The 22,192-nt window shown below is 70.3% G+C and carries 12 protein-coding genes and 1 pseudogene; 2 read left to right on the plus strand and 11 right to left on the minus strand.

Annotated elements, in window-relative coordinates:
- From ACFPIH_RS54485 to eccD, 9 genes and pseudogenes are all read right to left on the minus strand, one after another.
- A pseudogene (locus ACFPIH_RS54485) lies at positions 1-3,259 on the minus strand (hypothetical protein); the annotation flags it as partial.
- A gap of 6 nt (positions 3,260-3,265) precedes the next feature.
- The gene (locus ACFPIH_RS54490; RefSeq protein ID WP_381169149.1) at positions 3,266-3,607 is read right to left on the minus strand and encodes a hypothetical protein; all 342 of its coding nucleotides are present in this window, start codon (positions 3,605-3,607) and stop codon (positions 3,266-3,268) included.
- 6 nt (positions 3,608-3,613) lie between these two features.
- Positions 3,614-4,111, minus strand: coding sequence for a YbaB/EbfC family nucleoid-associated protein (locus tag ACFPIH_RS54495; protein ID WP_381169151.1), 498 nt, complete (start codon positions 4,109-4,111; stop codon positions 3,614-3,616).
- Complete coding sequence (locus ACFPIH_RS54500) at positions 4,111-7,110, minus strand: AAWKG family protein (RefSeq protein ID WP_381169153.1); 3,000 nt, start codon at positions 7,108-7,110, stop codon at positions 4,111-4,113. The genes ACFPIH_RS54495 and ACFPIH_RS54500 overlap by 1 nt, the downstream gene beginning before the upstream one ends.
- 44 nt (positions 7,111-7,154) lie before the next feature.
- The gene (locus ACFPIH_RS54505; protein ID WP_381169155.1) at positions 7,155-7,607 is read right to left on the minus strand and encodes a type VII secretion system-associated protein; all 453 of its coding nucleotides are present in this window, start codon (positions 7,605-7,607) and stop codon (positions 7,155-7,157) included.
- A gap of 95 nt (positions 7,608-7,702) precedes the next feature.
- The gene (locus ACFPIH_RS54510) at positions 7,703-8,023 is read right to left on the minus strand and encodes a WXG100 family type VII secretion target (protein ID WP_381169157.1); all 321 of its coding nucleotides are present in this window, start codon (positions 8,021-8,023) and stop codon (positions 7,703-7,705) included.
- 70 nt (positions 8,024-8,093) lie between these two features.
- Complete coding sequence (locus ACFPIH_RS54515) at positions 8,094-8,438, minus strand: hypothetical protein (RefSeq protein ID WP_381169159.1); 345 nt, start codon at positions 8,436-8,438, stop codon at positions 8,094-8,096.
- Between the two features lie 114 nt (positions 8,439-8,552).
- The gene (gene eccB, locus ACFPIH_RS54520; RefSeq protein ID WP_381169161.1) at positions 8,553-10,082 is read right to left on the minus strand and encodes a type VII secretion protein EccB; all 1,530 of its coding nucleotides are present in this window, start codon (positions 10,080-10,082) and stop codon (positions 8,553-8,555) included.
- A 27-nt stretch (positions 10,083-10,109) separates the two neighbouring features.
- Entirely contained in the window at positions 10,110-11,510 is a 1,401-nt protein-coding gene (gene eccD / locus ACFPIH_RS54525; protein ID WP_381169163.1) for a type VII secretion integral membrane protein EccD, read from the minus strand.
- Positions 11,511-11,727: 217 nt separating this feature from the next.
- Between eccD and eccCa the strand changes: the two genes are divergently transcribed.
- Positions 11,728-15,669: a type VII secretion protein EccCa gene (eccCa, locus tag ACFPIH_RS54530; protein WP_381169165.1), complete on the plus strand. Its 3,942-nt coding sequence runs from the start codon at positions 11,728-11,730 to the stop codon at positions 15,667-15,669.
- Positions 15,670-16,190: 521 nt separating this feature from the next.
- Here the strand turns inward: eccCa and ACFPIH_RS54535 are convergent.
- Entirely contained in the window at positions 16,191-17,411 is a 1,221-nt protein-coding gene (locus ACFPIH_RS54535; RefSeq protein ID WP_381169167.1) for a S8 family serine peptidase, read from the minus strand.
- 52 nt (positions 17,412-17,463) lie between these two features.
- On the minus strand, positions 17,464-20,784 hold the full coding sequence (locus ACFPIH_RS54540) for a right-handed parallel beta-helix repeat-containing protein (RefSeq protein ID WP_381169169.1): 3,321 nt from the start codon (positions 20,782-20,784) through the stop codon (positions 17,464-17,466).
- A 676-nt stretch (positions 20,785-21,460) separates the two neighbouring features.
- Here ACFPIH_RS54540 and ACFPIH_RS54545 point away from each other — a divergent pair.
- A complete protein-coding gene (locus tag ACFPIH_RS54545; RefSeq protein WP_381169171.1) occupies positions 21,461-22,060 on the plus strand; it encodes a type VII secretion system-associated protein in 600 nt (199 codons plus the stop codon).
- Positions 22,061-22,192 lie beyond the last annotated feature (132 nt).

Here is a 22,192-nt window from a genome sequence, read left to right on the forward strand (position 1 = left end):
GACCCACCCGACGACCACCACCAACCGAACCCGACGGCACAGGCGGCAACCCACCCGACGGCGGCAACACCGGCGGACCCACCCGACGACCACCACCAACCGAACCCGACGGCACAGGCGGCAACCCACCCGACGGCGGCAACACCGGCGGACCCACCCGACGACCACCACCAACCGAACCCGACGGCACAGGCGGCAACCCGTCTCGAGCGTCGGAGTATTCGGTGTCCCTGGTGTTGATGCGTGTGCCGTCGGTGCTGTCGACGAGGGACACAGCGTCGGAGTCGGAGTCGGTCTCCAGGTCGACGGATGTCGTGAGCGGGCTGCTGGTGGCCGGACGGGTAACCGACCCGGTGTCCCGCTCCGAGACCGTGGGCGCGCTGAACGGCAGGTCCCGCTGTGCCGCGGGCGTTCCGAAGGAGGTCCGCAACCGGGTTCCGGGCGGCAGCGACCTGCGGACGGTGCCGGCGAGGAACGCGACCTGTTCGGGCGTCGGGGCCGGAGCGTGTTCCGCCGCTTGCCGTACGGCCGTGATCCGCTGGGCACGCTGGGCGGTGACAGCCTCCCGCAGGCGGGTCAGCTGGTCGGGGCTGATCGTGACGGCTGTCGCGTTCAGGTGCCGGTCCCCGGAGTGCGAGGGGTCGTCCAGGTGGTGGTCGGCCATCTGCTGGAGGGTGGAGGCGAGGCCGAGGATCGCGGTGAGTCGGCTCTGGCCCACGACGGCGGAGAGCCGTCGCATCGGGCCGGGTCCGAGGAGCAGGCCCCCGCTGTCCGTCGGCGGGAGGGCCGCGAGGGCGGACAGGGCGTCGTCGGCGTCGTGCAGTTCCGCCCAGCCGGGCACGGCGTGCCGGTCCGCGTCCTGGACGGGGACCAGCAGATCGCCGGGGAGTTCGGTCGAGCCGTGCGCCGGTGCGTCGGCCCCGGTCGCGTCCATGGAGGATGTCCGGGAGCGGCGGTCCACGCGCTGCTCGAGGTGCTGGGGCAGCAGTGGGGTCAGCCGGTCCCATGCGGTCTGCGGCGCCACGACCGTGAACGGGCCCGGATAGCCCAGTCCGCTCAGCGAGTCCATCAGCGTGGCCGCCGCCGCGTAGTGGCCGAAGTCCGCGCCGTCGTCCAGGGTGACCGTCACCCCTGGCAGCGCGGCCAGTTGTGCACTGACCGCCTGTCGTAGGTCGATCTCCTCCTGGGTCGGCGCGATGCCGTCCCGGTGGGCGGTCAGTTCGTCGAGGAGTGTCCGGTGCTCGTCGGGGTGAGCGTCGAACAGCCGCTGCCAGGCCTCGTGTTCGGCCTGCCGGGCCGCGGGTGGTGCGGTCGATGGGCCTTCGGCTGTCTGATCCGCGGCGGTGCCGTTCGACTGCGCCGTAACGGCCGGGGTGTGGGGACGGCCGCCGGTCGCCTCCGTGGTTGCCGGGCCCGACCCGGTCAAGGTTGCGGCTGCCGGCGTCGCGGATGCGGGTGTACCCGGGGAGGTGGTCGGTGTCTGGGGCTGTATGCCGCCCGTGGAACCGGACGGCTGGGGGAAGACGGACGCCTCCGGCGCCGCGGTCGGTGCCGTGTCGGCGGACCCCGGGGCGCCGGCCGCGCTCGCGGGGCCCGCCGTCGTGGTGACCGCACTCACCGGCGTTGTCGTAGCGGCCGGTGCGGTGGTGTCGAGCGGGTCGGCCGTGGGTCCGGAGGTCGTGACCGGCGGTTGCGCGCGGTCCGCCGGTGAGGTGACGTGGGTGTCCGACGTGTGTCCGCTTCCGACGGGAACACCGAGGGCGGGTTCGCCGTCGCTCCCGCTCTGCTCCACGGTGTCGGGCCGTGGAGCCGTGTGCGACTCCTCGTCCGCCGGGCCGGCGCTGGTGGTGACCGGCCTGTTCGACGTCGCCGGACGGCCGCCCGCTCCGGTGTGCGCGTCGGCAGGGCCCGTCGCACCGCCCACCGTCGGCACATGGGTGTCGGAGCTGACCGTCGTGACAACCGGCTTGCCGGTGCCGATGTCGGGAGTGGGAACGTCCTCCTGCGCCTCCACCGGCGTGACATCGCTCTGTCCCGCCGTCGGCACACCCTTGCCGCCCGCTGCCGTCGGTGTCCCGCCCGTGCCGCTCGTCAAGCGGGGGCCGCCCGTTACGGACGGCCCCGTCCCCGTCTTCGGGTTCACGCCCGCGCTGAGGGCGGCGCTGATGTTGTTGAGGTTGAACTTCTGCCCGATGAGCGCTCCCAGGCCCCCGGCGCCCAGGGCCAGTCCCTGCATCGTGGCGCCGCTCATGCCGGCGCCGGCGAGGGTGTCCCAGCTCCATGCCCACTGGCCGTTGAACAGACCGCCGCCGAGGGACTCGGCCAGCCCTTCGGCGAGACCCTCGACCGTGAACGCCTCCGCGGCGTTGACGCCGGTCTGCGCGACGGTGTTCACCGTGGACTTGGGGGTGGTGTGCGACCCGGGCAGCCCGCCGGTGCCCTTGTAGGTGTCGGGCAGTACGTTCCTGCCGCCGCCCTGGGCTCCTGGCTTGCCGACCTTCGACCCGACATCCGTGGTCAGGTTCTTGCTGTCGAAGGGGCTGTGACGGTCGAACTTCTTGACGAGATCCTTGAGTTTGTTGGCCAGGCCGGGCAGGAGGTGCGCGAACAGACCGGCGAAGGCGCCGAATACACCGTCCTGGGCGATCTGCTTCCAGTCGAAGCCCTTCGGCTTGAGGCCATGGGGGCCGCCGACGATCAGGGCGAGCCGGACCGCGAAGGACGCGAACGCCTCTTCGAATGCCTCGCTCAGCGACGGCATCAAGTGGGTCCGCCGCATGAGCAGATCGAGGATCAGCAGGATCCGGAGTCGTGCCTTGGCCCTGGCGACAGCCATGTCACCGGCGGTCGCGCCGCCCGAGAACACGGACATCACGGCGAGGACGAAGAGCTCGATGAGCAGCTGGACGAGTTCGGCGATGAGCTGCCACTTGGACTCGATGATGTTCAGCGCCGTCTTGTCGCGGCCTTCGGCTATCCCCTTCAGCTGGGCCGCGAACTCCTTGAGGTAGTTTCTCCCCCCGTCGTCCACGAACAGGTTCATGGCCCTGGAGTAGGCGTCGCCGACCTTTGGTGGCAAACCCCGTGACGCCCCGAGAACCGTCTGTTCGAGCACTTCCGCGTACGCCAGCCAATCCTTGCTGTGGACGTGGATAAGCTTCGCGGCCTTGCGCGCCTGATCTTCGTTGGCCTGAAGGAACTCGCTGCCGGTAAGGACGAGCATGACATTGTTCAGGCGGGGGTTTGCCTCGATGGCCATGCTGGGTCAGCGCCTTCCGCCGTGCTGCTTGTTGGCGTTGCTCAGGATGCCCTCCAGGTTGTTCCCCTGGGTTTCGTTGATGTTCTTGAGGTTGGTGTTCGTGCCGTCGGTCACGGCGGACACGGCAGCGACCACGGACCTGCCGGTGTCGAGGGTCCCCTGGGTCTCCCGTCGCGCCTGCGGGCCTATCTCCCGGGCGAAGTCGTCGTCCTCGCCGTACCACCTCGTCGTCTCGGTCAGCCCTTGGGTGAACCTGGCCATGAGATGCTCGCCCATTTCACTGAGCTGGGCGATCTGCTGGATAGCGTTCCGAAGGCGCACGCGATCGGCGCTGTATTCCTCAGCCATCGTGTCCTAGTCCTCCAGGTCCTCGTTGATCTCGTCCTGCAACTTGCTGTTGCGCACACGGCCGCCGCCGTTCGAGCCGCCTCGAACTGCGGGGCCGAAGATCCGCTCCCAGTCGATGTCGACGCCGGAGAGCTCCGGAATCGCGATGCTCGACTCGGTGAAGGGCTGGAGTGTCCTCATCACCCGGCGCGACATCTGCGTACGAGCGCGTCCGGCCGCCTCCAGCACGCTGGCCGCGAGTTCGGCGGCCGCCATCGTGCGGTATTTGCCGTCGAGGAACACCAGTCCGGTCAGCTCACCCTGCGCGCCGACCGCGACCTCGACGGCGCGATCCCGGGACCGTGCGGTGACGGACGCCTGCCGCAGCTCCGCCTCGGCCTTCGCCACGCCCTCCTGGACGGCCTCCAGTTCGGCCATCGCCTTGGCGATGCGCTGCTCCATCGTCTCCGCGAACAGCGCCGGCTCGGGGAATCCGCCGCCCGCGGACGGGGTCGTCTCGCTCATCAGCCGATCACCGCCGGTGCGCCGCCCTCGTCCGTGCCCCACACGTCTTCCTCTTCCTCCAGCCAGCCGGCCCGTTGCCGGTCACCGCTCTCGGTGGCCGTCCTGCCGTTGGCACCGGAACCGCCGCCCCTGAAAGCGAAGGGGCTCGAGCTGGTGGCGACCTGGTTGCCGGAGAAGACGAGTTCCTCCTCTTCCTCCACCGTGGAGCGGAATCTGGAGGACCTGCGCAGCGATGCCCCGCCGGACTCGCCGTGCACAGTACGCACGCGCTCGCCGTTGGAGTTTCCGCCCTGTCCCTGGCCCATGCCCCCCATGCCCCCCATGCCCCCCATGCCCATGCCGCCCATACCCATAGGGTTGAGCGGGGTGGCGCCGTTCGCCGCGCCGCTGCTCGCGGCGGCACCCAGGCCGGCGGTGGGGGCTCCAAGCGCACCGCCGAGGCCGTCGCCGCTGTCCGCGTCGTCGAACAGGTTCTCGTCGCCGAGCTCGTCGTGGCCGAGGCCCGATCCCAGGCCGGAGCCACCGGGATTGAGGCTCGAGGTCTGCGCGGCGGAACCTCCGCCGGGGACGGAGAAGTCGGGCAGCCCGGAGTTCGAACCACCACTGGTGTTGATGTCGTTCAGGTCGATCGACGGGAAGCTGCTGTCGCCCGAGGAGTTCGACAGGCCGGCTCCGGGACCGAGTCCCGTGCTGGGGCCGTTGAGGTCGGTCGTGTGCGACGTCCCGTCCGGCTGCTTCGTGGTGAGGGTCCCGTCCTCGGGATCGAGGGTCTCCACCGTGCCGTCCGGGAACTTCGTGGTCAGGGTGCCGTCCGCGTTGAGCTTCGTGACCGACCCGTCGGGGTTGTGGAACGGCTCACCGGTGTCGAGGTGGGAGGTCGACACCGTGCCGTCGGGCTGCTTCGTCGTCACGGTGTGCGTGAGCGGATCGAGCGTCTGCGTGGTGCCGTCGGGGAACTCGGTGGTCAGCGTCCCGTCCGCGTTCAGTTCGGAGGTGGAGCCGCCGGGGTTGGTGAACGTGCCCGGATCCGGGTCGAGCGAGGTCTGCGTCTCCGTGCCGTCGGGATGCTTGGTGACCGTAGCGCCGGTGGAGGGGTCGACGGTGGTGGTGGTCCCGTCGGGATACTTCGTGGTGAGAGTGCCGTCCGGGTTGAGCGTCGTCTTGCTGCCGTCGGGATTGGTGAACGAACTGCCCGTGTTGAGCTTGGTGGTCGTGGTCTTGCCGTCCGGCCCGGTCGTCGTCAGCGCGCCGGTGTTCGGGTTGAACGTGGTCATGCCGCCGCCCGGGAACGCCGTCGTCAGCGTCCCATCGGAGTTGAGCTGCGTGGTGCTGCCGTCGGGGTTGGTGAGGCTGTTCCCGCCGTCGCCCCCGACCAGGTCGTTCAAGTCGGACGTACCGCCGCCAGGAAGCCCGCCGAGGTCGTTGAGGTCCGACGTGCCGCCGCCGAGGTCGTTGAGGTCCGACGTGCCGCCGTCGCCGAGGCCCCCGTTCAGGTTCTGGGCGAAGTTGTTGAGCCCCGCGCCCAGGCCGTTGTTCAGGTCGGTCAAGCCTTGGCCTATGTCGTTGAGCCCGCCCCCGAGGCCTTCACCGAGGTTCTTGTCGAGGTCGCCCAGGCCGCCGCTCAGGCCCTCGTTCAGGGCGCTGAGCCTGTTGTTCATCCCGCCGCTGAGGTCGTTGAGACCATCCGAGAGCTCTTTCTGGTTCTTGCCGGTGTCGTTCAGGAACTGGTTGAGCTTCTCCTCGTTCTTCTTGCTCTCCTCCTCAGTGGCCTTGTTCTTGTCCGTCGTGTACGACTCCGTCAACGTCGACGTGTCCTTCGTCTTCACCGGGTCGCCGAAGTTCTCGCTCGCGTTGGCCAACTCGGTTCCCAAGGTGACCAGGACCTGTTTGGCCACGGGCACCAGCCACTGCTCCACCCGCGCGTTCCACAGTTCGACGGCGTGCTGGCCGACGGCTCGCCAGGTCGACATCTCCTTGAGGTTCCCGTAGTACGGGTGGTTCTCCCGAAAGGAGCCGGTCGTCAGGTAGGAGGTGGCGGCTCTGCCCTCCCTCTTCATGATGTTGGAGACGTTTGCCTCCAGTACCCAGCGGACGATGTCGTCGAGCAGGTTGAGCAGCGCACGGTGGGGGTCGTGCCACGGGTCCTCACCCGTCCCGACGCCGGCCCAGCGGCTCCAGGCGTCCTGAAGTTCCTGGGCCTGCTTGACCAGCGCCTGCTGAGCCCCCGCCAGGGCATCGCCGTACTTGGTCTGCGGGTGGTAGCCGCTCATAAGGACGTTGCTGCCGTTGAAGTCCTTGCCGCCCAGCTGTTCCACGTAGCTGTCGAAGTTCGTGCGCACCTGGTGGAGCAGGTGCCAGAAGACGCCGGCCGCCTGTCCCCTCCAGGCGGCCTGTTCGTCCCCCATGGACTTTTCCCATGCCTGGAGCTCCTGCGCGCGGACCTTGAAGAACTGGATCGCGCGGTCGAAGGCCATGGCGCTGCGCTCGAACGACTTGAGGTCCACGGCCTCACTGGGAAGCACCGACAATCCGTTGTACTGGAAGTCCCGAGTGGTCTGTTCCCCGAGCAACGTCTCCAGCGCCACCTTGGGGCCACTGATGTACTGCGCGAGTGGGCTGCTGTCCCACTGGCTGTCGGCACCGAATTTGGCACCCCCGAAGACATGGCCCTGGTCGATGAGGTGCCCCTGGCTGCCGTGGGTACCGAGCAGGCCGATGAAGACGATCCGTGCGCGGTGCATCTCGACCTTGTTATGAGCTCCGTCACCGCCTGCGGTATAGAAGACTATTTCATAGTCTCCACCAGAGTGCTTTTGCCATCCGTAATCGTTGTCTGTTACCGCCCGCACACCCAGATTCTGAAGCTCCATATGAAAGAGCGGAATGTCATCGTTGCCCTTGAGCTGGTCGAACAACGTCGATCGTTTGGGCACGCCATACCCGGTGAGCAGGGTGACGGCCTTGCCCCAGTAGTCAGATGGATCGTAGTTGGCAGGCATGGCGCGGACTCCAGGAGTGAGCTGGGTGGTGGACGGGTTACCGGCTAGGAATTGCCGCTGGTGGAGGTCGTCTTGCTGCCGAGGTCGTCGTCGACGTCGGTAAAGATGTCGAGGAACTTCTCGCCGTCGATCGAGCTCAGGTTGGTGTCCTGCGTCGTGAGCAGCGTCTTCACCGTCTCTCGCAGATCCCGGTCGATGTCCTTGAACAAGGTGTGGTTCGCGGCCATCTCGTCGTCGACGGAGCCGGCTACGGTCGTAATCGTCTTGATCAGGCTCTGCCCGTGGACGGAGTCGTCCGCCGCCATCAGGCCGATGGCGGCGAACTGGTTCTCGTCGAGCGTCTCGGGAGTCGCGGTGCCCGCCAGCATGGTCTTGAGCGCGCGGGCGCTGTTGGGGTCGTCCTTCCTGATCTTCTCGAACTCGGCGAGGAATTCGGCCAGGGTCGTCTCGATGAACGTCTGTATCCCGCGCGAGTCCAGACGGGTCAGATCTACCACGGCAAGCTCCTGTTCCGTTGGCTGGTGGGGCGCCGTCCGCCGTCACAGCCCGGACGGCTGGACGGCGGACGGCGAGTGTTGATCGCGCTGTCGGATCAGCGGCCGATGTGGACGTCTTCCCACAGTTGGGTCAGGCGCGACTCACTCCACTGGTAGTTCTCGACGATCTGGTTCAGCAGACCGGCGTTCGAGTGGAGCATGCCCTCCAGCTCCTTGACCGCCCCGTCCCAGGCCGCTTGCTTGATCCGGTAGAGGTCGGCGTCTCCGCCGATCCAGGTCTTCTTGAGCTCGTTCAGCTCCATGTCCAGCGACTCCAGCGTCTTGGCGATCGCATGGGTCTGGAAGACCAGGTCATCGGCGGCGTTGTTCGAGTGCTGGTAGTCGACGAAGATCTCTCCGTCGTTGAAGTTGGGCATCAAAGGACTCTTCTCGGTGTGGGTGGCGATGTGTGTGTCTGTGTGAGCGGGCTGCGGAATCGCGGAACGGTCAGCGACCACCCGTCAGTTGCGAGAAGGCCGACTCGGACGCCTTGTAGGCCTGGTTGATCGCGTCGTTGGACGAGCCCTGTGTCTTGCCGTGCTCGACAAGCGTGTGGTTGAGCTGCGCGATCATGCCCTTGAGGTTGCGCAGGATGATGTCGACCTTCTCGTCCCAGTCATGGAGCAGCTTGCCGTAGGCACCGCCGTCGCCTCCCCCGAACGCCTTCTCGAGCCCGCCGCGCGTGCTGTTCACGTCACCACGTATCTTCCAGACGCCGTTGAAGGCTTCCTCGAGGGCGTTGACGCCGTTCCGGGTGGATTGCTCGCTTGACTGCTGGCCGTTGCTCGCCATGGTGCACCTCTCGGTTAGTCGGATACTTCGGCTGGGGCGTCCGCGCCTTCTCCGGGAGATGTCGATGCACTCCCGGAGAACGCACACGTCATAGGACGGGTGTCATCTGTGCTTCTATGGCGCGGACTTGGTGGTCTTGGTGGTCGCGCCCGTACCTGCGGAGGCGGTTTGGCAGTCCGGGAGTGTGACGACGGCCCGGCCGCGGCCGGCCGCGGCTTCGGGACTCAGGACGGGGCCTGACGGCAGCATCGAGAGCAGGGGTGAGGGCAGCGCCTTCACATCGCTGTCGGTGTAGCCCAGTGCCTTGAGGGCCGCTGCGTCGGGCACCCGGTACTTGATGCCGCTGTCCGCCACGAAGTAGGTCGTGTCGCCGAGTTTCGCGCCGCTCGCGGTGAGTGCTCTGACCAGCGCGCCGTGACCGGGTCGGATGACGGTCGCGTCGACCGGCAGGCACGCCGTGGTGACGTCGTCGGTGACGGTAGGGGCGGTGGGGGTGAGTGCGCTCGCGGGTATCACGACGGTGGCGACCTTGGTGCCGCCATGGTCGGGTTGCACGCTTGCGCAGGCCGTCTGGTCGTCCGGCACGGTGGTCGCGTGGGGTGGCGACGGCGGCAGTCCGGCGGCTCCGGGTGAACGGCCCTCGGTGCCCGGGGCCTGGTGTTCCTTCAGTGCGTCCGCGCCAAGTTCCCCGACGGTCGGGGAGGTGCCGCCGTAGGCCTTCGCACGGGTCGCCGGGTCGCCGAGGAGCAGGGCGGCGCCCGTGTCCGTCAGCGGCACCAGGCCCTCCGCGCGCAGCAGGTAGTACTTCGGTGCCGAACCGGGCACGTGGACCTGGAACACCTGGCCCACCTTGCTTTCCTTGCCGCCCAGGGACGGCCCCTTGTCGCCGCGCCCGGGCACCGCGGCGGGCGCGAGGTCGGGTCCCGGTACCAAGGCGTCGAGGAACGCGGCGGACACCGGGCGCGGGGTGACCGAGCCGTATCCGAGGGAGACGACCGCGGCGGACTTGGCGTCGAGCTTGAGCCGGCTGCCCCGCCACACCAGGTAGGCCGCCTTGTCCGGGCCGCGGACCAGGAGGCCGTCCTGGTCGCTGAGGCCGTGCCCCGTCACCGGCGCGCCCACGACCAGCGTGGTGAGCGCGGTGGCGGTCGCGCCGCCGGTGGCCTTGTCCTCGGCGGCGCCGAGGGTGGAGCACACATGCCACGGCCCGCCGTCCAGGTCACCGGAGTCCGGCACCTGGTCCGGGGCCTGCGGGATGCCCACCGGTGTGCCGAGGGGGGTCCCGCGCAGCGAAGCGGTGCGTACGTTCGTGGTCTTCAGGTCGGCGCCGCCGATCAGCAGGGCCGAGGCGTAGTTGCGTACGGGTCTGAGCCGCCCGTCGGCGAACAGGTAGCGGGCGCCGGTGTCCTCGTTGACGATGAGGCCGTTCGTGGTCCGCCAGGAGTCGTTGCCGCCGGGGGAGATCACGCCGTACAGCAGAGAGCCGGCGGCGATGACGGCGGTGACGACGACCCCGACCATCGTGCCGCGGGTGGTGCGGCCCAGGGGGCTCTCCGCGGCGTCGGGGTCGCCGAGCAGCATGCCGGAGGCCAGCCGGCTCATGATGAAGGTGTGGGCCTGGACCTGGTCCCGTTTGGACTGCATGGTCGCGTGCCTTCCGGTTCGTCGAGGTCAGCCGTTGATCGCCCGCAGGGCGCCGAAGACGCCCAGGACCCACAGCGTCAGAGGCAGCAGGGCGACCGCGAGCAGCAGTTGGAGGATCTCCGCCGCCCGTCCCCAGTAGGGCAGCATGCGTCGGCCCGGGATGGTCCAGGTGGCGATCGCCAGCAGCGCCGCCACGCCGAGCAGGCCTGCCACCAGCACGGGGCGTTGGGACGGGGTGAGGTTGACGGCACTCGTCAGGGCGAGCAGTGCGGCGCCCCAGGCGCCCGGTGTCACCAGGACGAGTCGCTGTCCTACGTTGACCAGGCCGCGCCCGTGCGTCAGCAGCAGCGCCGACAGCACTCCGGCGGTCAGTGCCTCGGCCAGGTTGGGCCGCCAGGCCAGGGCGGCCAGGCCGCCGACGCAGACGACACCCGTGGCCGCGTACAGGGCGGTCATCCAGCCACTGGAGAGTTCGGTGCGGGTCGCCACGTCGCCCTCGTTGTAGGGCTCGATGTCGGTCTGGAGCTCGCCCGGGTTGGTGGGCAGGGAGGGCATCCGCATGCCGGCGAGCTTGAAGGACAGGGCGGGCACGAACCCGCCGAAGACGACCATCACCGCCGCGACGACGGTGAGGGCATCGTCCGTGGGGACGTCCAGCAGGCTCATGAGAGCGCCTGCTGCGGCCCCGGCCAGTGCCACGACCGCGCTCGCGACGAAGACGGGTGTAGCGACGGCGGAGACGGCGAGCGCCAGTACGGCGCCGCCCGCGGCGGCTGCGCCCGCGGCCAGCAGTCGGGCGCCGAGCACGTGATAGGCCTGCTGTCCGGCTATCTCGCCGCCCGGCAGCAGCCAGCCGGCCACCGCCAGGAACGGCGCGGCCATGAAGCCCAGCACCGCGCCGCCGGGCGCGTCGCCCACAGCGCGGCTCGCCGACGCGGATCCGGCGAGCAGCAGCACGCCCGCGGCTCCGGCGGTTGCGGCCCGCAGATCCGCGTCGCCGCTGGGCCAGGCCAGCATCGCCAGACCGAGCAGCAGGGTGAGGACGAGGAGGGCGCGCAGCAGGTGGCCGCTCATCTCGGGGCGCCAACCGTGCAGCCGGTCGCGCATGACGGTCGCGATGCCGTCCGTCAGGTCGTCCAGCCGTACCTCCGGCAGGGACTCGGAGCGGGGGCGCAGATACAGCACCTCGCCGTCCTTGAGGTCCAGTGTCTCCAGGGTATGTTCGCCGTCCAGCGGAGGGCCGCCGAGGCGTTGCAGCACCCAGCCTCCGTGTTCGAGGCCGGTCTCCTCCACCTGCTCGCCCGAGTAGCGCAGGAGGGTCGGCAGGAGGTCGGCGACGGGAACGTCGGCCGGTACCGCCAGATCAACTGCCTTGCCGGGGGCGTGAACAGTGAGGCGGCACAGGGCTGCCACTGCGTTGTCGGTCATCGTGAGGCTCGCGGTTCCCTGGTGGGTCGACGGATACGGCTTGGTACTTTACGCGTCAAGCATGCAGACTACTCAAACCCGTCGGGCAGGTGTGAACAGTCCGGGTTTCAGCCACCTGGAACACGTCGGCGCAGATCGCCCGAGGCCCCCGCGTAAGGAGCCGGTTTCGTTGAGTGTTGTGCTGTTTCGTCGCCCTGCCCGACGCCGTGGCCCGGATATGCCCGAGGGGGAACTGAGCCTCCAGGAGCCGCCTACCCTGCCAGAGATCGTGCCAGACACCTCGGCCGTTTGGACATACGCGCCTATGGCACTTATGTCGATCTCCACGATGCTGGTGTTCATACGTCCGGGCGGGGGAAGTGTTCTCGCCTATCTCGCCATCGGCATGATGCTCCTGGCGTCGGGCGCGATGCTGCTCGGTCAGCTCATGCGCAAGCACAGCGACCGCAAGCAGCGGCTGCGGGGTGAACGCCGGGACTATCTGAGGTATCTGTCACAGTCCCGGCGCCAGGTCCACCGGGCCGTGACCGAGCAGCAGCTGGCGCTGGCCTGGCGTCACCCGGAGCCCGGGGCCCTGCGGTCGATGGTCCGCAGCACCCGGCTGTGGGAGCGCCGCGTCAAGGACGAGGACTTCGCGGAGGTCCGGATCGCCGTCGGCGACCAGCAGCTGGCCATGCGGCTGACGCCGCTGTCCACCAAGCCGGTGGAGGACCTCGACCCGCTGTCCGCACACGCCCTACGGCGGTTCATACGTGCCTACAGCACAGTGCCCGGTCAGCCGATCGCGCTGTACCTGAGGTCCTGGGCGCGGGTGCTGCTGCACGGCGACGACCGCGCCGTGCGGGACCTGGTGCGTTCGGCGCTGACGCAGCTGGCGTTCTTCCACGCGCCGGAGGAGCTGTGGATCGCGCTGTGCGTCTCCGACGAGCGGCGCGCGCAGTGGGAGTGGGTGAAGTGGCTGCCGCACAACCTCGACTCGCGCGACGAGGACGGCGCCGGTCCGGTGCGGCTGGTGGCGTCGGCCCTGAACGAGCTGGAGGATCTGCTCGGCGCGGAGTTCACCGAGCGCCCCGCCTTCGACCCGGAGGCGGAGGCCGGGCGCGAGGAACCCTTCACGGTGATCGTCGTCGACGGAGGCACCATGCCCTCCGGTCACCGGCTGGACGGGACGGGCTACCGCAACACCGTCGTGATCGACCTGTCCGACGCGCTGCGCTGGCGGCCGGGCCGGACCACGCTGCGGCTGGACGTCGAGTCCGACGCCGTGCAGCTGGTGCGCACCGACCGCAACCGCAAGGAGCAGACGACGGCGCTGGGCCGTCCCGACCGGGTCGGCCCCGTGGCCGCACGGGCCATGGCGCGGCTGCTGGCGCCGTACCGGATGAGCCTGAGCGTGGATTCCGGCGAACCGCTGGCGACCGACACGGAACTGACCACGCTGCTCGGCATCCCTGATCTGCACCGGCACGAACCGGCCGCGCTGTGGCGGCGCAGCACCGGCGCCGGGCGCCTGCGGGTGCCCATCGCCCTGGGCGGCGACGGGCGGCCCGTGGAGCTGGACATCAAGGAGTCCGCGCAGGGCGGTATGGGCCCGCACGGCATGCTGATCGGGGCCACCGGCTCCGGAAAGAGCGAGCTGCTGCGCACCCTGGTCCTGGGACTCGCCCTGACCAACTCCTCGGAGACACTCAACTTCGTCCTGGTGGACTTCAAAGGCGGCGCCACTTTCCTCGGTCTGGACGAGCTGCCGCACACCTCCGCGGTGATCACGAACCTCGCGGACGAGGTCGCGCTGGTGGAGCGGATGCAGGACGCCCTGCACGGCGAGCTGATCCGCCGGCAGGAGCTGCTGCGCTCGGCGGGCAACTACACCTCGGCACTGGACTACGAGAAGGCGCGCGCGGCCGGCATTCCGCTGGCGCCACTGCCCAGCCTGTTCGTGGTGGTCGACGAGTTCAGCGAACTGCTCGCGGCCCACCGCGAGTTCATGGAGCTGTTCGTGATGATCGGCCGGCTCGGCCGCTCCCTGGGTGTCCATCTGCTGCTCGCCTCGCAGCGCCTGGACGAGGGACGTATGCACCAGCTGGAGAGCCATCTGTCGTACCGCATCGGTCTGCGCACCTTCTCCGCCATGGAGAGCCGGGGCGTACTGGGCGTGCCGGACGCCTACGAGCTGCCCCCGCAGCCCGGCAGCGGCTTCCTCAAGAGCGGTGTGGAGGCGCTGACCCGCTTCAGGGCGGCGTACGTCTCCGGCCCCTACCGGCAGCGCGGGGGCGCCGCCGTCCAGGCACGGGTGGCGAGCCAGGTGGTGCCGTGGACCGCCGCATACGTGGTGCCGCGGGCTCCCGTGGCACTCCCCGCCGCGGAGCCGGACGCCGAGGAGGAGAAGGACACCGACGCGACCCTGCTGTCGGTCGCCCTGGACAAGCTCCGGGCCTCCGGGCCGCCCGCCCACGAGGTGTGGCTGCCGCCGCTGGGACTGCCCGTCACACTGGACGGGCTCCTGCCCGGGCTCGCCCCCGACCCGGCACGCGGTCTGACCGCGTCCGGGTGGCCGGGAGCCGGCCGGCTGACGGTGCCGGTCGCCCTGGTGGACAAACCGTTCGAGCAGCGCCGCGATCCCCTGCTCGTGGACCTGTCCGCCGACGGCGGCCACCTGGGTGTCGCGGGCGGCTCTCAGAGCGGCAAGTCCACCGTGCTGCGTACGCTGATCACAGCCCTCGCGCTCACCCACACCCCGCGCGAAGTGCAGTTCTACTGCCTCGACTTCGGTGGCGGCGCGCTCGCCGCCCTCGCGGGGCTGCCGCACGTCGGTGGTGTCGCCGCCCGGCTGGACCAGGAGCGGATCAGCCGCACGGTGGCCGAAGTAACGGCCGTGCTCAACCAGCGTGAGCAGTTCTTCCTGGACAACGGCATCGATTCGATGGCGATGTACCGCCGTCGCCGCGCGGCCGGCGAGTTCCCGGACGAGCCGCACGGCGACGTCTTCCTGGTGGTGGACGGCTGGTCGACGGTCCGCCAGGACTTCGACACCCTCATCCCGACGTTCAACCAGATCGCCGTACGGGGACTCAACTACGGCATCCACCTCGTGATCGCCACCGCCCGCTGGGTCGAGCTGTCCGCACAGGTCCGCGACCAGATGGGCACCCGCCTCGAACTGCGTCTCGGCGACCACATGGACTCCATGATCGACGTCCGCAAGGCGGCCAAGGTGCCGCGTACGCCGGGCCGCGGCCTGACCGCCGAGGGAAAGCTGCACTTCCTCACCGCGCTGCCCCGCATCGACGGCCGCGGCGACGTGGACGACCTCACCGACGGTGTGACCGCGTTGGTCGAACAGGTCACCGCGCACTGGTCCGCTCCCCCGGCGCCGCCGGTCCGCATGCTCCCGCACCGGCTGCCCCTGGCGGAGCTGCCGGCCCCCGAACTCGGCGTCGGTCTGCGGATCCCCCTGGGCCTCGATGAGGAGACGCTGGCGCCGGTCTGGCACGACTTCAGCCGGACCCCGCACCTCGTCGCCGTCGGCGACACGGAGAGCGGCAAGACCAACCTGCTCAGGATGGTCGCCTCGGCGATCACCGCGCGCTACACCCCGGACGAGGCGCGTGTGCTCGTCGTGGACTACCGGCGCGAACTGCTCGATGCCGTACCGGAGGAGTACCGGCTCGGTCACGCCATGTCGGCGGACGCGCTGCGCGAGCTGGCGGCCGGCTCGGCCCGGGCCATCGAGACCCGACTCCCCGGAGCCGAGATCACCCCGGCCCGGATGCGTCGCGCCGACTGGTGGACGGGCCCGCGGCTGTTCGTCCTCGTCGACGACTACGACCTGGTCAGTTCCGGCGGCGGTTACGACCACCCCTTCGCCGCGCTCTTCGAGCACCTCGCGCTCGGCCACGAGATCGGCTACCACATGGTGGTCGCCCGCTCGGCCACCGGCGCGGCCCGTGGCCTCAACGAACAGTTGCTGCGTCGCTTGGACGAGGTCAACACCCCGGGCCTGCTGCTGTCGTGCCCGCCCACCGAGGGCTACGTCTTCGGCAACATCAAGCCGCGCAACCTTCCGCCCGGCCGCGGGCAATACATCGCCCGGCGCAAGGCGACGCTGATGCAGACAGCGTTGGTGGAGCCGGCACCCGGGCTCAGCCCGCAGGAGTGACGCACGGCCGCGGGCGGCGGCTCTCTCCGGTGAGACCGCCGCCTACGGTGACAGGCGCACGGCGGCTGCTTGCCGCGCCGCCGCGCCGAACCGCCCCCGAGGGCTGTCAGCCGCTCGCCACGCGCGTAGGACGGCTCGCGGGCCCTCACCAACCACCCGGCCGGTCGGCCCCTGCCAGCGGTCCGCGACGCAGCGGCCACGGCCGCGCGGGCCCGCGGGACAGTCACATCGGCCGATCCGCGAATCCGTCAACGGTCCACCATGCAGGAGCGCCTCACGCACGCAGGCGGGACTCCCACGGCAACGCGCTTCCCCACACGTGTCAGCGGCTCGCCGTGCACGCCGGCGACAACCGCGGCCGCCCCGGTCCGCCCCACCGGCCTCGCTCCCTCACAGGCCACCGCCCAGCGGCATCGCCGGCGCGCATGCGAGGCCCCCAGGCACACCCGTATCCCGGCGTGCCTCAGCGGCCCACTGCGCCGGCATCGCACGCAGCCGTGCGGAACCACCCCCGAGCCCGGTCAGCGCCCTGCCGCGCGCCAGCGGCGGGCACGGCCGCGCGGGACGATCAGTGCGCCCCACGCAGCGAGCAGCGCCACGCCGACGCCGACCGACGCGAGCACCAGGGCCCGCCGGGTGGCACGTGCCCCGTCCCCGTCCGACGGCAGCTCGACGGGGCCCGAACCGGGCGCCGAGTGGTGGGCGACAGCTCCCCCACGCACCGAGGTGACGGCGGCGTACGGGTCGATGCGCGGCACGTCCGCCGGGTAGGCGGTGGCCGTGAGCGTCTCGGCGGTGGCGGTCGCGGACAGGCCGGGGTGGGTGGAGCGGACGAGCGCCGCGGTTCCGGCGACGTACGCGGCCGCCAGTGACGCCCCCGAGCCGATGAAGTGCCCCGTGCCCGTTGGCCCGATCCCGACCACGCCGTCACCGGGCGCGGCGAGGTCGGCGCCGCGAGGCAGGAGGGCGTCCTCGGGTCTGGCGCCCCCGGCGTCGAAGTCGATGACGGACAGCACCCCGGGCTCGGAGGCCGGCCAGTAGTCGCGCGGCGGCGCGGCCGTCCCCGAGGTGTGCTGCGGGGCGTCTGGCACCGCGGCCGCGACGATCAGCGCGTCCTTCGCCAGGGCGTGGGACACCGCGGTCCGCAGTGCGTCGGACCGCTTCACCAGCGCGGGGGACACCTCGATGATGTCGGCCCCGGCGTCGACCGCGGCATTGATGCCGGCGGCCACGCTGGAGTCGGTGGCGGCGCCGCGTTCATCGGTCCCGCGTACGCCGATGATCCGCGCGGCCGGGGCGGTGCCCGCGAACCGGACCCCCTTTGCCGGACCGGCCGCAATAAGCCCGGCGACGAACGTCCCGTGGCCCACACAGTCGGTGCCCCCGCTCCCGACGGAGGTGACCCTTCCCCGCAAGGCCGGCGCCTGCGCGGACACCCCGGTGTCGACGACCGCGACGGTCACGCCGTCGCCCTGGCTCACGGCCCAGGTGCGGCCCAGGCCCAGGCTCTGCTGTGCCCACGGCAGGGCCGACGCCTTCTGCTCCGGCCCGCCGGTACAGGCCTGCCCGTCGGCCAGCTCGGAGGGCATGACGAGCAGCCGTGTCGGCTCGGCCCGCGGCGCGGCACTCGCCGGGATACCTGCGAGCGCCGTCACCGTGAGCAGCGCCGTGGTCAGCGCCACGGAGTGGAGCCGCGTCGAAGCGAGGGGGGACGTGCGGCGCCGAAGGCGAGGACGGATCATGGCACGCATCCTAGGCCGCTCACACGTATCTCCCCACCACTGCCCTGCCCGGTCACCCGGAGGCCGGCTCATACCCCGTGACGTCCTCGGGCAGCAACAGGCGCAGGTCGTCGAGGCCGGGAGCCACCACGATGCTCAGTCGGCCCGCCTGGCGCGTCATCATGCCCTCCAGTACCTGGCGGGCCAGCCGCGCGTTGCCGAACATCCGGTCGCGAGGCAGCGAGTCGAAGTACGCGCGGAGCACCTGCCCGGTGCCGGTTCCGCACTCGTAGCCCGCTTCGACGGCATGCTGGCGCACGATGGTGACCAGCTCATCCGAGGTGTAGTCGGCGAACTCGACGCGCCGGGAGAACCGGGACGACAGGCCCGGGTTGGACGCCAGGAAGTACTCCATCTCCTCGGTGTAGCCGGCGACGATGACCACCACCTCGTCGCGGTGGTCCTCCATCAGCTTGAGCAACGTGTCCACGGCCTCGCGTCCGAAGTCCGAGCCGGAGGCCGCCCCCTGCGGCGTCAGGGTGTACGCCTCGTCGATGAACAGCACCCCGCCGCGGGCGCGTTCGAAGACCTCACGGGTGAGCTGTGCGGTGTGGCCGACGTACCGTCCCACGAGGTCGGCGCGTGCCACCTCGACGATCTGCCCGCGCGGCAGGACCCCGAGTCCGGCCAGGAGTTCGCCGTAGAGGCGGGCGACGGTGGTCTTGCCCGTGCCAGGGGGTCCGGTGAAGACGAGGTGGTGGCTGATGCGCGGTACGGGCAGGCCCGCGGCCTCACGTTGCCGGACGGTCGACAGCAGGTTGACGAGGTCGGTGACGTCGCGCTTGACGGCGGCGAGGCCGATCATGTCGCCGAGTCGGGTGAGCGGGTCGCTGTCCGCCTGGCCCTCCCCGCCGGCGGCCGCCGCGGTCTGGTCGTCGATGTCCTCGGGCAGCAGGAGCCTGAGTTCGCGTTCGTTGATGTCCGTCAGTGTGGCGAGCCGGAACGCCTGCCGGTCCACCATCTGCTCGAACACCTGGCGTGCGGCCCTGCCGTTGCCGAAGGCGGCGTCCCGCGGCATGCGCTCGAAGTGCGCGGCGAGGGCCTTGCCGGTGGACTCGTCCAGCTCGTACTGGTGCCGGACACACATGGTCTCCATGATCGAGACCAGTTCGGGCACCGAGTAGTTCTCGAACTCGACCGTGCGGGAGAACCGCGAGGCGAGGCCGGGGTTGGAGGCCAGGAACTGCTGCATCTCCGCGGAGTAGCCGGCGGCGACCACCACGACGTCGTCGCGATGGTCCTCCATGAGTTTCAGCAGGGTGTCCACTGCCTCCCGGCCGAAGTCGGCGCCCGAGCCCCGGCTGTCGGACGTGAGGGTGTACGCCTCGTCGATGAACAGCACGCCGCCGAGAGCCCGGTTGAAGGTCTCGGTGGTCTTGATGGCGGTGCCGCCGACGATCTGCGCAACGAGGTCGGCCCGGGAGACCTCGACGAGGTGCCCGGAGCGCAGGGCGCCCAGCTCCGCGAGGATGGTCCCGTACAGGCGGGCGACGGTGGTCTTGCCGGTACCGGGCGGTCCCGCGAAGACGAGATGCCGGCTCATCGGCGGGGCGGACATGCCGAGCCTGGCCCGGCGCTGTGCCAGCTGGGTGAGGCTGACCAGGGTCCGGACCTGATGCTTGACGTTCTCCAGCCCGATCAGCGCTTCCAGCTCGGCGAGCGGCCCGTCGGTGCGCACGAGTTGCCCGTCGTCGGGGCCCTGCGTGGCCGCCGGGTCGGTGCCCGCGCCGTCGCCCCGGCCCCAGGCGTCGCGTTTGCCGTTGCCGGTGCTGGTCAGCCCCTCGACCACCAGCCGCTCGCCGGGCCGGGACTGCACGAGTCCGCCGCCGCCGTTCTCGCGAAAGGCGCAGTTGACGACGGAGACCGGGGCGGTGGTGTCGACGCGCATGCCGTCCTTGCCGCTCCCGCTGATCTCGCAGGCGTTGAAGGAGGCGCGGCCGCCGTCGGCGACGGTCACGCCGTGGCTGGAGCTGTCGGCCACCCGCAGCCGCGTGGCGGTCAACTCGCCGCCCTCGGCCACGCTGATCCCGGCCTCTCCCGCAGCCCTGATCTCCAGGTCGCGGACGGTCAGGATGCCGCCCGCGCCGATCGAGACACCCGCCTGTGCCGCCGAGGCGACGGTACCTCCGCTGACGTAGACGTTGCCGTCGCTGTCGATATGCAGGCCTGCAGTGCCCGCCTGGTCTACGGCACAGTCCTCCAGCCGGCCCCGCCCGTCCTCGACGACCTCGACGCCGTGGCCGCGCGGGGTACCGATCCGGGCCCGCCTGAGCAGGGGATTGGCCCCCGAGCGTATGGAGACGCCCGCTCCCCCGGCGTCAATGACCTCCAGCCGGTCGAGCTCGGCCGCGGACTCCTCCTCCAACAGAACGCCGGTCCCGGCGGCGTCGCGGACCGTCAGGCCGATCAGGACGGGGGACGCGGATCCGCTCACCCGCAGCGCCGGTGCCTCGGCGCCGTCCAGCCAGCAGTCCTCGAACGTGCCGCGCGCCCGCTCGGTGACCAGCAGGCCGTGACCGCGGGTGCGTGCCGTGCGGCACCGGCGCACCAGGGGATCGGTGCCGCCGCTCAGCACGATGCCCGGGCCCGTGGTGCCCGTGACCCGGACGTCCTCCAGCGTCGTCCGGGCCTGGCTGGTCAGATACACACCGGTGCTCGTGTCGTGCACGACCGTGCGCAGCACACGCGTGGTGCTGTTCTCCTCCAGCGCGATCGACGGCTTGTCCGTCGAGGAGATGTCGCACTCCTCGACCGAGCCCCGTGCCTCGCCGTTGGCGAGGATGCCGTTGCCCCGTGCGTCGCGGATCGTACAGCCGCGTATCGTGACCCGGCCCTGCTCTCCAATCACAACACCTGACGTCTTGAGATGTTCGATGGTGCACGACTCCAGGGAGCTGTCCACGGTCGACGTGACGACGACGCCCGCACCGCCCGCGTTGCTGATCCGGCAGTCCCTCAGGGCCAGCGAGCCACTGCTCCGGGCTATCAACGCCGTCCACGCGGACCCGACGACCTCACAGCCGTCCATGGCCACCTGCCCACGAGCCGCGTCCAGCACGGGCAGGTCCTCGTCTCGGCCGCGCAGCGTCAGGTCGGTGAGCATCACCCCGTCCGCCTTCAGCGCCAGAGCGCTGCCGACCCGCGGCGCGATGTTCACCGTGCCACGGCCCTGTTCGGCCACGATCGTGACTCTGGTGGTGATGACGAGGTGTTCCGCATACGTCCCCGGCAGCACACTGATGACAGCCCCGCTGCGTGCCCTTTCCAGGGCCTCGCCGATCGTACGCAGACCGTCCGGCCGTTCTGGACCAACCGTCAGGACCTGGCGTGACACGCGCGAACCTCCTCAATCGGGCACCGGGTATCGATGTGGGGTACCTGGGTGCCTGTTCTTGGCCCGGGTGTCTGTGACGGGCAGGACCATCATGCCGGGCGGCACCATCATGCCGGGCCGGAGCGGGGGTATCCAGGTGGAAACGTGGGAAGCGGAACGAAGGTCCCGGTGGCGCGGACGTTTGAGGCGCCGGTGCGAGAGGTCCGGCCCGCGGCGTGTGACATGACCGTCGGTCGGTGGAGGGCGACAGCCCGTCCACCGAAGGGGATGAAATTGCACAGACTGGGACATGTCCGAGGGCGTGACGGCTCTCGACCGCCTTCGCCGGCGCCGACGAAGGCCCGTACGCAAAGGCTCGGTTGACCGGAGGCAAGGCGAAGCACCGGTGAGTACCGTTGTGGCCGGACCCGTTCGACCCACCGTCGAGACACCCCGTATCATGTTGCTGGACCAGTCAAGTATGAATGGTCGTGCAAGACATCACGGGCGAGAAACACATGCGGGTCACCACACCCGCGGTGGTCGCCGCTGCGCAACCTACGGGGCATATGAACCGTCCGGCACTCCAGAGCGTGTGAAGTGTGTTCGGTGCTCCTCGGCATGTCATGACGGCCCGGATGCCCGGCGGATCCCCTTCGACGCCCCCGCTTCCGAAGCCCGAGCAAGGAGTCACAGCATGAGCGAAGCCCCCGAGCGCGGCAGCCCGGAACCCGCGGACATGCTCAACGGCGTACCCGACGACATCAAGGAGGCCGCGCGGCTCGCTCCCGACCACTGGTTCGGCATGGTCGACCCGGGCTGGCGCGGGGAAGGCACTCCGCCACGATGGGCCGTCGTGGGGGAATGGCGCACGGGCGTGGACGGCGACATCGCGGAATGGCAGGACAACGAGGACTACCGCCCTTCGCCCATGGCGCTGGGCTGGCCGGAGCCGACGGACGCCGTCGACGCAGCCGTACAACTGGCCGCCACCGGCTACGGTCCCGGCGACGACGTCCTGCGCCTGCTCGCCCCCGCCGAAGTGAGTGTCCTCCTCGGAGCCGGCGAGCAGCCGCTCGCCACCCGGACATCGGACGGGCTGCCTGTCGTCCCCGTCTTCACCTCCGAAGCCCAGGTACGCGCGGTCGGCGCACTGGGCTCGCGCACTGTTCCCGTCGCGGACCTGGTGGGCCAACTGCCCCCAGAGCACCAGCTGTACGTCAACCCGACCGGTGTCATCGGCATGGTGATCGAGACGGAACAGCTCCGCGCGGCGATCGCGTCGGCTCCACCCTGAACCGCCCTACCGTCCCTCTCCGCTTCGACCATTGGAAGGACGCCATGACGGCCTCCCAATCCGCTAGTTCCGACAGCGCGTCCGCAAGAGCCGCCCTCGCGGAGGAGCCTGAACCGACCGCCCCGGACGCAT

This window comes from Streptomyces vulcanius (genome assembly GCF_042653945.1).
Classification (GTDB): Bacteria; Actinomycetota; Actinomycetes; order Streptomycetales; family Streptomycetaceae; genus Streptomyces; species Streptomyces mangrovi.